10 protein-coding genes, 1 pseudogene and 1 riboswitch are annotated in these 12,305 nt (G+C 28.8%); of the genes and pseudogenes, 1 reads left to right on the top strand and 10 read right to left on the bottom strand.

Going from position 1 to position 12,305, the window contains the following annotated elements; genetic code table 11:
* Window positions 1-248: 248 nt before the first annotated feature.
* The 10 genes and pseudogenes from LLF98_RS12315 to LLF98_RS12270 form a co-directional block, all read right to left on the bottom strand.
* On the bottom strand, window positions 249-566 hold the full coding sequence (locus LLF98_RS12315) for a hypothetical protein (protein ID WP_291704013.1): 318 nt from the start codon (window positions 564-566) through the stop codon (window positions 249-251).
* A gap of 331 nt (window positions 567-897) precedes the next feature.
* Window positions 898-2,430 carry a glutamine-hydrolyzing GMP synthase gene (guaA, locus tag LLF98_RS12310; protein WP_291704011.1) on the bottom strand — a complete coding sequence of 511 codons (1,533 nt, stop codon included), beginning with the start codon at window positions 2,428-2,430 and terminating at the stop codon, window positions 898-900.
* 196 nt (window positions 2,431-2,626) lie between these two features.
* Window positions 2,627-4,084 (bottom strand): IMP dehydrogenase, encoded by a 1,458-nt coding sequence (gene guaB / locus LLF98_RS12305; protein ID WP_291704008.1) that lies wholly within the window; start codon window positions 4,082-4,084, stop codon window positions 2,627-2,629.
* Window positions 4,085-4,230: 146 nt separating this feature from the next.
* Window positions 4,231-4,328, bottom strand: a riboswitch (purine riboswitch).
* 148 nt (window positions 4,329-4,476) lie between these two features.
* Window positions 4,477-4,947 carry a prepilin-type N-terminal cleavage/methylation domain-containing protein gene (locus tag LLF98_RS12300; protein WP_291704006.1) on the bottom strand — a complete coding sequence of 157 codons (471 nt, stop codon included), beginning with the start codon at window positions 4,945-4,947 and terminating at the stop codon, window positions 4,477-4,479.
* Window positions 4,948-5,246: 299 nt separating this feature from the next.
* Window positions 5,247-6,872 (bottom strand): chaperonin GroEL, encoded by a 1,626-nt coding sequence (groL, locus tag LLF98_RS12295; protein WP_291704004.1) that lies wholly within the window; start codon window positions 6,870-6,872, stop codon window positions 5,247-5,249.
* Between the two features lie 186 nt (window positions 6,873-7,058).
* Window positions 7,059-7,343, bottom strand: coding sequence for a co-chaperone GroES (gene groES / locus LLF98_RS12290; RefSeq protein ID WP_291704002.1), 285 nt, complete (start codon window positions 7,341-7,343; stop codon window positions 7,059-7,061).
* Between the two features lie 364 nt (window positions 7,344-7,707).
* The gene (locus tag LLF98_RS12285) at window positions 7,708-9,195 is read right to left on the bottom strand and encodes a 4Fe-4S dicluster domain-containing protein (RefSeq protein WP_291704000.1); all 1,488 of its coding nucleotides are present in this window, start codon (window positions 9,193-9,195) and stop codon (window positions 7,708-7,710) included.
* Between the two features lie 181 nt (window positions 9,196-9,376).
* Entirely contained in the window at window positions 9,377-10,309 is a 933-nt protein-coding gene (locus tag LLF98_RS12280; RefSeq protein ID WP_291703997.1) for a DNA glycosylase, read from the bottom strand.
* A 31-nt stretch (window positions 10,310-10,340) separates the two neighbouring features.
* Window positions 10,341-10,745, bottom strand: a complete 405-nt coding sequence (locus LLF98_RS12275; RefSeq protein WP_291703994.1) for a C-GCAxxG-C-C family (seleno)protein — start codon at window positions 10,743-10,745, stop codon at window positions 10,341-10,343.
* 468 nt (window positions 10,746-11,213) lie between these two features.
* A pseudogene (locus tag LLF98_RS12270) lies at window positions 11,214-11,384 on the bottom strand (S26 family signal peptidase); the annotation flags it as partial.
* On the opposite strand from LLF98_RS12270, the gene LLF98_RS12265 reads away from it, so the two are divergent.
* Window positions 11,368-11,715 (top strand): HXXEE domain-containing protein, encoded by a 348-nt coding sequence (locus LLF98_RS12265; protein WP_366512110.1) that lies wholly within the window; start codon window positions 11,368-11,370, stop codon window positions 11,713-11,715. The pseudogene LLF98_RS12270 and the gene LLF98_RS12265 sit on opposite strands and share 17 nt — an antisense overlap.
* Window positions 11,716-12,305: the final 590 nt, after the last annotated feature.

Raw genomic sequence — 12,305 nt, 5'->3', positions numbered from 1 at the left:
TGCTTTTTTAATTATATCACAAATTATAATAATGTTAATTTATGTATGTATTTTTTATTATTTACAGAAATGCAAATAATAATTCTATTTTGTATATATTAATTAATTATAAATTTATATTAATAACGATTTATTTAATACTTAATTCAAAAATTAGGGTTTAATTTCAACATTCATTAAAAAAAGAGGAATCTTCTTTATAATCCCTCTTTTTTAATAATACTATTTTTTATATAATCATTCTTTGTTTAACAACAACTTCGTTTGCAACAACATCTATTTCTTTTTATAAAGCGTAGAACGTCTTGTTTTGCCTTCTCCTGTCCAGCTTTACACCCTGCTTTAAATCCCTCAACTTGTCCTTTTTCACGACCATCCTTAAATCCATCACAATATCCTTGTTTATATCCATCATTGTAAGCCTCTGCTAAAACATCAACAAAACGATCACGCTCTCTACAACGACAATTATTTCTTTCACCATGTGAACCATTTCTGCTATCCATGTTTTCAAGTTCATCTGCATCATTATTTCTGCATTCTCTTTCATCATTTCTGTTTCCCATATTCTTCTCTCCTTCGTAATTGACTATAATTTATCCAATTTAAAAATGTTTTCCAAACAAAACTTTAGAAATCTTAGCAATTATCTAATATTATATTATGCTAATTTGTTATATTTGTTATTAACCAGGGGGAAAATGTTAAACTGCTGAAATAAGAATAATTAAGAATTTGAATATCTATAGTGATATTTTATAATTATATATATTTTTTTAAAACACAAAAATGGAGTAAAACAAATTCGAGTGTATAATCTAAGGCAAATGTTCACCTTATGTTTAATCGAACTTATATTTACTCCATTTTATATAAATTTTTAATTAATTTTATTTTTTATTCCCATTCTATAGTAGCAGGTGGTTTAGATGTTATATCATAAACAATTCTGTTTACTCCCTTAACTTCATTTACGATTCTTCTACTTACTAAATCTAATAACTCATACGGGATTCTTGCCCATTCTGAAGTCATTGCATCATTTGAAGTAACTGCTCTTAAAGCTATTGTATGACAGTATGTTCTTTCATCTCCCATTACTCCAACTGATTTTATGTTAGGTAAACAAGCAAAATATTGCCATATAGTTTCATCAAGATTTGCATTTGCAACTTCTTCTCTGAAGATTGCATCCGCTTCTCTTACTATTTCAAGTTTTTCTTCAGTTATTTCGCCTAATACTCTTATAGCAAGACCTGGACCTGGGAATGGTTGTCTCCATACTAATTTATGAGGGATTCCAAGTTCTTCTCCTACTGCCCTAACTTCGTCTTTAAATAATTCTCTTAGAGGTTCTATTAATGAAAATTCCATATCTTCTGGAAGTCCACCAACATTGTGATGTGATTTTATGGTAGCTGATGTTTTAGTTCCACTTTCTACGATATCTGGATAAATTGTTCCTTGAACAAGATAATCAATTTCTCCAACTTTCTTAGCTTCTTCTTCAAAAACTCTTATAAATTCTTCACCAATGATTTTTCTCTTAGTTTCAGGATCAGATACTCCAACAAGTTTTCCTAAGAATCTTTCACTAACATTAACTCTCTTAATATTCATGTCAAATTCTTTCTTAAATACTCTTTCAACTGTATCGCCTTCATCTTTTCTAAGTAAACCATGATCAACAAATATACAAGTTAAGTTATGGCCGATAGCTTTATGTATAATCATTGCTGCAACTGATGAGTCAACTCCACCAGATAAAGCACATAATACTTTTTTATCTCCAACCAATTCTTTTATTTCTTTTATTTTTTCCGCTGCAAAAGATGCCATAGTCCAACTATTTTCTAACCCACAAATATTATGTACAAAATTTTGTAACATTTTTTGTCCAAATTCAGTATGTTCAACTTCTGGATGGAATTGAACTCCATAAAGTTTTTGTTCTTCATTTTCCATAGCAGCAACAGGGCAAACTTCTGTATGGGCTGTTACTTTAAAACCTTCTGGTACTTTTTCTATATAATCAGTGTGACTCATCAAAGCAATTCCATCAGTTTCAATTCCATCAAATAATTTAGATGACTTATCCAAAGTTATATTTGTCTTGCCATATTCTCTTACTGGTGCTGTTGAAACTTTTCCACCTAATAAATGAGCCATTAATTGATCTCCATAGCATATACCAAGTATAGGTACTCCTAATTTGAATATTTCTTTATCTACTGTTGGAGTATCTTCTCCATAAACACTATTTGCTCCACCAGTAAATATTATACCCTTTGAATTTTTAGCTTTTATTTCCTCAATAGTATAGTCATATGGAATAATCTCACAATATACTCCACATTCTCTTATTCTTCTTGCTATTAATTGATTGTACTGCCCACCAAAATCAACAACTAAAACTAAATCTCTTTTCATATTCTCCTCCTAAATTGTTTTTATATTGTCTATTATCAACTAAATAAAACTTTTTATCAATAAATTCAGATAATTTTCAACGGAAATTTTATAAAGAATTACATCATAAACTTTTAACTATTTTTCCTTAATTAAATTAATTAATGCACAGTTCAAATAAGTAACATATTCTATGACTTTGAACTGTGCACTTTTACTATTGTTCTACACTATAATTAGGAGCTTCTTTAGTAATATTAATGTCATGTGGATGACTTTCTCTAAATCCTGCTGATGTTTGAATTACAAAATTAGCTGTTTCATATAAAATATCAAAGTTCTTTGCTCCTAGATATCCAAGACCCGATTTAATTCCACCTATTAATTGGAAAATGGTATCTGTAACATACCCCTTATAAGCAATTCTTCCTTCGACGCCTTCTGGAACTAATTTCTTATTACCATCTTGGAAATATCTGTCCTTAGATCCACATTCCATAGCTGCTAATGAACCCATTCCTCTATAAACTTTATAACTTCTTCCTTGGTATATTTCCATTTCTCCTGGTGCTTCTTCACATCCTGCAAATAGCGATCCCATCATTGCAACAGATGCCCCAGCTGCTAATGCTTTTAATATGTCTCCTGAATATTTAAGTCCACCATCTGCAATTACAGGAATTCCATACTTTCTACCTACTTCTGCACAATCCATGACTGCTGTTAATTGAGGAACTCCGACTCCTGCAACTACTCTAGTAGTACAAATTGAACCAGGTCCAATACCAACTTTAACACAATCTGCTCCAGCTTTTATTAAATCTTCTGTAGCTTCAGCTGTAGCAACATTTCCAGCTATAACTTGAAGATTAGGATATACTTTTTTAATTTGTGAGACTGCATCTAAAACCCCTTTTGAATGTCCATGTGCTGTATCAAGTGTTATAACATCAACTTGAGCTTTGACTAGAGCTTCAACTCTTTCCATCATGTTTCCAGTAACACCTACTGCTGCTCCACATAATAATCTACCTTTATCATCCTTAGCAGCACTTGGGAACTTTCTCACTTTTTCAATATCTTTCATTGTGATTAAGCCTTTTAAGTATCCATCCTTATCAACTAAAGGTAATTTTTCGACTTTATGTTTTTTTAAGATTTCTTTAGCTTCTTCTACTGTGGTATTTTCTGATGAAGTTATTAGATTTTCTTTTGTCATCACTTCAGAAATCTTTCTTTGGAAGTTTGTTTCAAATATTATATCTCTGTTTGTTATTATTCCAATTAATTTTCCTTCTTTAGTTGTAATTGGAACCCCTGATATTCTATATTGTGCCATTAAGTTTTCTGCATCTTCAATAAGATGATCTTGTGATAAGAATATCGGATCTGTAATAACTCCATTTTCTTGTCTCTTAACTCTATCAACTTCTTTTGCTTGTTCTTCAATTGTCATATTTTTATGTATAATCCCGATTCCGCCTTCTCTTGCCATAGCAATGGCCATCTTTGATTCAGTTACTGTATCCATCCCTGCACTCATTAATGGAATATTTAATTTTATTGTTTTAGTTAAATGTGTTTTAGTACTTACTTCTCTTGGTAATATGTCTGATTTATTAGGTACTAGTAATACGTCATCAAAAGTATATGCAGTTTTAATTATTTTTGCCATTATAAATCCCCCTTGATTTTGAATTATTTGTTTCATTTTTCATATTTTATGATTTTTTTATTGCACATTTCATATTATTTTTATGTATAAAAAAAGCACATTACCCTTCTAAGTGATGTTAATATGCTAATAAAAATCTATATTTAGCCTATACCAATATCACTCATAGTCGGAAATTTACGGCTTCCGGTAGATACTCCTTGCCATATTCAAGGTATATACGAGTTTTTAAACGTGCTATGTTTTTGAATTAAAACTATTATAATGTATGTATAATCTAAAGTCAATAAATTTGAAATTAAAATTGCAATATCAAATTGATTATGTAATTTTAATTTGATGTACTTTAATTATATAAGTCTTTTAAAATGTAACTTTGAAATTTTATTCTGTTATTTTACCACTTCATTACTTAAATTCTTAGTAATTGTTGTAGGGTTTAAGATGTCTGTATCTTCTATAAAATCAAATTCTGCTCCATTTACTATTTCATAACAATTTTTTAAACTAGTGGAGTTAATATTTATATTATCTAATTTAACTCCATCCAAGTATTTACTTACGCCTTTATTACTTATAGCATTATTTACAACAATATCTTCCTTTAAAGAAGAATCATGTCTCAAATTATATGATTCAACTGCCATTACAACTTTTCTACACTGATCTACAACCTTAACCTTTTTTGCTTCTTTTATATATCCATTTACATTAGGTAAAATTGCTGCTGCTAATATTCCTATAATTGCTATTACTGCTATTATTTCAATTAAAGTAAATCCTGTTTTCTTTTTATTCCTAATTCTTTCTCTATAGTCTTTTTTAATTATCTCATTTCTAATTTTGATAGTCTCATAATTCATAATTCACCATCTACCTCATATATTTTTTGAAATATGTCTTATTTTAAGTATGTCTGTTTTATCGATTCTTATACAAGTTAGTAGATACACTTTTCAATATTTTTGTGATAGCTCACATGTATCCTTATATAATTGAAATCAAATAAGGATACATGTGAACTATCAGTATACATATACTGTAGTATTTTTGATAGTTTAAGTATCTATAATACATATATTTCAAAAATATAAAAAGGATAAGCACTTATAGTAAATGCTTACCCTCTAATTAAATTTATTATTAATTTTTCTTATTTATATTAGTACATTCCGTCCATTCCCATTCCTGCACCACCTGGCATTGCTGGTTCTTTTGATGGAATATCAACTACAGCAGCTTCTGTTGTTAAGAATGTTGATGATACTGATGCTGCATTTTGAAGTGCTGATCTAGTAACCTTAGTTGGATCTACTATTCCAGCTTTTATCATGTTTATATATTCTCCATGTAATGCATCATATCCTATTCCTGGTTCACTAGTTTTAACTTTTTCAACTATTACTGAACCTTCTACTCCTGCATTAGTAGCTATTTGTCTTACTGGTTCTTCTAATGCTTTAACAATTATATTTATACCAATTTGTGTATCAGGAACATCTGAAGTTAACTTGGAAACTTCATTAATTACATTAATATAAGCAGTTCCACCACCAGCTACTATTCCTTCTTCAACAGCAGCTTTTGTTGCAGCTAAAGCATCTTCTATTCTAAGTTTCTTTTCTTTAAGCTCAGTTTCAGTTGCTGCACCAACTTTAATTACTGCAACTCCACCAGCTAATTTAGCTAATCTTTCTTGTAATTTTTCTTTATCAAACTCTGAAGTTGTTTCTTCAACTTGAGCTTTTATTTGGTTAATTCTTTCTTTTATTGAAGAAGAATCCCCCTTACCATTTACTATAACAGTATTTTCTTTACCTACTTTAACACTATCAGCTGTACCTAACATGTCAATTGTAACTTCTTTTAAGTCTCTTCCTAATTCTTCTGCTATAACAGTTCCACCAGTTAATATAGCAATATCTTGTAACATTTCTTTTCTTCTATCTCCAAACCCCGGTGCCTTTACAGCTACGCAAGTAAATGTCCCTCTTAATTTATTAACTACTAATGTAGCCATTGCTTCTCCTTCAATGTCTTCAGCAATAATTAATAATTTTTTACCTGATTGAACTATTTGCTCAAGTATTGGTAAAATTTCTTGAATATTTGTAATCTTCTTATCTGTTATTAATATATATGGGTTATCTAAATCAGCTTCCATTTTTTCAGTATTTGTAGCCATATAAGGTGATACATATCCTCTATCAAATTGCATTCCTTCAACTACATCTAATTCTGTTCCCATTGATTTAGATTCTTCTATAGCAATAACGCCTTCATTTCCAACCTTCTCCATAGCATCTGCTATTAACTTACCAACTTCTTCATCAGAAGCTGAAATTGCAGCAACTCTAGCTATATCTTCTTTACCATCAACTGGCTTAGAAATCTTTTTAATCTCTTCAACAGCTTTGTCTACAGCCATCTTAATACCTGTTCTAATTAAGATTGGATTAGTTCCAGCTGTTACATTTTTTAATCCTTCTCTAATTATTGCTTGAGCAAGTAATGTTGCAGTTGTAGTTCCATCTCCAGCTACATCATTAGTTTTTGTTGCAACTTCTTTAACTAATTGAGCCCCCATATTTTCATATGCATCTTCTAACTCAATTTCTCTTGCAATTGAAACTCCATCATTTGTTATTAATGGTGCTCCAAATTTTTTATCTAGCACTACATTTCTACCTTTAGGCCCTAAAGTTACCTTAACTGTATCTGCTAATTTATCTACACCTATTTGCATAGATCTTCTTGCATCTTCCCCAAATTTTAACATCTTAGCCATTTATATAACACTCTCCTTATAATAATTTATTTTATTTTCTAATTTTTTCAACTTTTTAATTTTAAATTAATGTACAATTAGAGCAATGAATAATTAAATTCTTATGGAATTTATAAACATAATTTTTCAAAAAAACATATAATTTATAATTTTATTATAAATTGTACATCGTTAATTGTTAATTATTTATTCAACTATTGCTAGAATATCTTCTTGTTTTAATATAGTGTATTCTTCTCCATCTACTTTTACTTCTGTGCCTGCATACTTAGAGTATAAAACCTTATCTCCAACTTTTACTTCCATAGCTATTCTATTTCCGTCCACAATAGCTCCAGGACCTACCGCAACCACTTCTGCTTCTTGTGGTCTTTCCTTTGCAGTACCAGTTAAGACTATCCCACTTTTAGTCTTTTCCTCTGCCTCTAATTTTTTAATTACTACTCTTTCACCAAGTGGTTTAATGTTCATGAAAAACCCTCCTTAAAATATATATATTTTTTATGTTTAAAAATTCTGTTAGCACTCATCATTGTTGAGTGCTGATATAATTATAATATCTCTTATAACCATATAATTCAAACATTACTTCTAATATTATATCCCTTTTTTCAGCGAATATTACTTCCTATCTTAAAATATATCCCATTTACTTAAATTTTCTCCATTTTATTCTTTCTAATAAAAGAATTTTAAATCATAGCTCATTTAAATAGCATTTAATTATAATTCTCTCTTATAGGTATCTATAAATCTTTATCCTATTTTATATAATAAAGAAGTAAAACTCTAATCAGGTAAATTATACTGATTAGAGTTTTACTTCTTTCAAATATTATCTTTCTAAATTTATATCATGGTATTCTTCTATTGTTCTATTAGATAATACACTCTTAATTGTTGCTTGTTGATTTATTTTTGTAAATGGTGCTTTGGCTTTCATTGCTGATACAATCTTAGCAGCTCCATTTATACAACCACCTTCGCACATCATACCTTCAATAAAGTTCCCACCTAACTTACCGACCTTAGCCATAGTCATAGTCTTCTTAATTTCAGCCCCACCAGAAACTTTAATTGGCTTAAAATCTACGTCAACGCCCTTTTCTTGTACATAGTTTTCTATAGCAGCAGTTAGCCCTCCGCCTAAAGCAAAATTTCTACCAAAGATTGAAGCCTCATCAACTACTATATCATCACAAGTTGCAGGATCTACTTCGAATGCATCAAATAAAGCTACTAATTCTTCAAAAGTTAATACATAATCAACAGAATCTTTTATGGAATCTATTAATACTTCATTTTTCTTAGCAGTACAAGGTCCTATAAATACTACTTTTGCATCCTTATCTTTAGCTTTTATATATCTGCCTACAGCCACCATTGGTGAAACCGTTCCTGAAATTCTTTCAGCTTGATCTGGCATAATTTTTTGAATGTAACTTAGGAAGCCTGGACAACATGAATTTGTCATATAACTATCTCCCTTTTCCATTCTTTCTACAAATTCATTACTTTCATGTACAGTAACAGCATCTGCTCCACACGCAGCTTCTAACATATCTGTAAAACCTAATGCTTTAATTGCATTTTTAACTTGTCCATAAGTTGTTTTCAGACCAAATTCTCCGGTTATTGCCGGTGCAACTACAGCATAAATATTCTTTTTATCCATTAATCTATTAACAACTTTAACTAATGAACTCTTATCTTCTATAGCTCCAAATGGGCATGCTGACATACAAGCTCCACAATTTACACACTTACTTTCTGTAATTTCAGCACTTAAATCTTCTGCATTATAGCTCAACGCACCTGTCGGACATGATTTTTTACATGGTCTCATACCTTCTGCAACAGCATCATAAGGACATGCCTTCTTACACATTCCGCATTCTTTGCATTTGTCTGGATCGATATAAGCTCTTCCATTAACATATGTAATTGCTCCAAAATTACATGCACTTTGACACTTATGAGCTATACAATTTCTACATGCATCAGTAACTTCAAATTTCTTTGTTGGACATCTATCACATGCTTCTTTTATAACATATAAAATTTGTTTCTCTTCTTCTATATTAATTAAATCTTGTCCACTCTTGTCATTTGGCTTATAACCTGCTGCAAGCTTTGCTCTCTCTAATACTATATTTCTTTCTCTATCAACTGTCTCTCTATAGTTAGGTTCATCCCCTAAAATTATGTCATAAGGAATTTTTTCTAATTCCTCTTTACTAATTTTATTTTCTTTTGCTAACACTGCAACCCTAGTAAGAACATCATGTTTTAACTTTAAAAGTCGATTTTCAAATTGAAACATTAATACACACTCTCCCATGAATAATTTTTATATTATTTTCTATCATGAGATAATTATAACATACTATTATTAAATACATATCAAATATCCTATAGTTTAAATTTTCTTAATTTTTTCATTTTAATATTAATTTGCATATTGTTAATTTTTAGGTATTAATGTATATAATAATTATTATTTTTTATTCTTCAATTTTTATTTTATTCTCCCGCGCATAATAAAAAAGATATTGTTGTGCAAATCCAGCTAATTCACCAAACTTATTTCTTGCAAAAATTCTAATTTTGTTTAAAGATGAATCTTCTGCTCCATAAAAATGAATCATTGCTCGTTTAACCCATACATCTACTGGAAACGCTGAAGTCTTTTCCATGGAAAATAACATTATACAATCAGCCACTTTAGCTCCCACTCCTTTAAATTCTTGAAGCGCACTATGACATTCATCATCATTTAAACTTTTAATATAATCTAAATTGTATTTTAAATATTGATTCGCATCAATTTCATTTAAGTCCTTATTTTCCTTTACTGAGTCATAAACATTTTTGATTGTATCTATTATGTATTTACTTCTAAAAGATGCTCCTGTTTCTTGAATTTCTTCTAAAGTAGCATCTTTTATCTCATTTATATTAGGAAAAGCATAGTAAGTCTGTCCTTTATAATTAATCTCCTTACCCCATTTCTCTGATATTTTATTAACAGTCTTTTTTATTGACGGTATATTGTTTCTTGCAGAAATAATGAAACTTAGTAACATTTCAAAAGGGTCTTGATTTAAAACTCTAACTCCATATCCAAATCCAATACTTTCTTTTAATAAAGAATCTTTTGACAGTTCCTCTTTTATTTCTGAATAGTCTCGATCTAAATCAAAGTATTTTATCCAAATCTCATTAACATCTTTTTCAGTAGCATTATATAGTATTATATTGTTTCCATCCTCTTTAACCTCTATTAATTCTCCAAAGGCAATCACAATGAAATGATTCTCTTCAATTTCCTCAAATCTAAAAATTTGGCCACATTCAAATATATGCTTTAATTTAAAATTCTTAACGTCTTCTATAACTACATAATCATCATAAGATTTTACATCTTTATAATCCATCTTGCTAATTTATCTCCCTTTTAATCATTATCTATTTGTGCTTTTCTTTTAAAATTATATTTTCTAAAATTTCTGCACCAACTTCAATCATTAGTATGCACTTTTTAACATCCTTGTATTCTCTTTTTAAATCTACACATTTAATATATCCTAGTCTTTCTTTAAATTTATTAATAAACTCTTTTGTCATTTCTCTCACTGCTGGACTTTTATGTCCACTTACTTCAGTAAACATTATTCCTATTACAGCAATAGCACCAGTTACTACTCCGCAAACATCTCCTGTTGCCATACCTCCTCCAAAACCCGCCATACCCTTTAACGTTTGTTCTGTTAAGTTTAAATTGTATTCTTCATTTGCTGCGTACATAATACATTCAGCACAATTCAAATCATATTCCTCAGTCCAATATTTCTTAGCTGTTTCTACTAACACTTTTTCTCACTCCTATCAATAATAATTGTTGTTTACTATATTATATCATTTAATTTTAATATAGGTTTCCATTTTATAAATTTTATAATTAATCTAACAAAAGGTATTATAATCTATTGGCTATTTTTTTAATTATGCCTTAAATTATTAACTTCTGTTAATTTTTTATAATTTAACTAGCAAAATATATTAATTTATAATTGTATCATTCTGGCTAATCAACACTTCTATAAAAAAGTCAACTCTTTTAGATACCTAAGAACACCATCAAAAGAAATAGTTTTAGGCACAACTGTAGCATGCTACTTACAAAAAAACATTTTTCGCATTATGCTAAAATACGAGTTTAAGTATAACTAGAATAATTAAAAATAAGCAAGTAGAGCCGTTATTATGAGAGGATTTATACGCTTGTTAATTGTACAGAATTTTTGGCTATCTAGTATTATTTTAAACTTGATATTCATACTAGGAACTCATGAATTTCATTTTTTCAAATGGATAATACCTAAATACTGCCTTACCTTTAATGTATTGCTTATCTATTAGATAATTAATCCATTTCCTTGCATCATTAAATTGACTCCTATTATCTCCTAAAAAGAAAAATTTATCTTTTGGTATATCAAAAACACCATTATTATCATATTTAGCAACAGGTCTATTTATATTTTTTCCTCAAAGCTTAATATCAAAATATCTTTTCTTTGGTTTTGTAGGGGCAATGATAGTTAATATTATTTTTCCTCATTTGGTTGCAAGTATTGTATTAAAAAAATATTGTCCTGGATTAATTACAGGAGTTCTTCTTATAGTACCATTCAATAGTTTAATCATAATTTTTTCGGTAAATAATGGTATCATTAATTTAAGTGAAATAATTATATCAACTATCGTAGTTGCTATATTGTTATTAACATTAATACCTCGTTTGGAAAAAATAAGTACAAGTTTAATTGATTATGAGTAAATTTGTAAATTAATTGAATCATAATATTCTTATATTGAGTATTATAGGTGGACAATCCCACCTATAATTTTTTTAGGCTATATTTCAATATCATATTAAAACATAGCCAATTATTTTTATCTTGTGACGCCTGCACCTATATATTTACATAATAATTTATTTCAGTAAATACATATTGTACTAAACGTACAAAATCCAGCATGAAAAGAAAAATATCCAAAATATCTGTACTACTTTTTAAAAATATTCTTTTTATGTAAAAATTAATGCGTTTAATGCTAATAATATTGAGTTTTTACTAAATATTATGTATATTAAACAATTAAAGATTTTATATAAAAAGTTAACACTTTTAGGTAAACTTGTAGTGTTCTTTTAATTTATTTACTAAAAAGGTTGCACATATTACATTTAATTATTCAACTAATAAAATACAATTAAATTGCGCTGAGGCCACTGAAAAAGCTATGCTTTTTCAGTACTTCAGATAAATAAAAAATAGGATTTTATTTAACTGTTTAAATCAGTTGAATAGAATCCTATTTTTTGCATTTAAAAAGAAAATATTTAATTTATGAATGTTATTATTT

The organism is Clostridium sp., assembly GCF_021372645.1.
Taxonomy (GTDB): domain Bacteria; phylum Bacillota; class Clostridia; order Clostridiales; family Clostridiaceae; genus Clostridium.
This window is presented reverse-complemented; position numbering and strand designations above follow the sequence as displayed.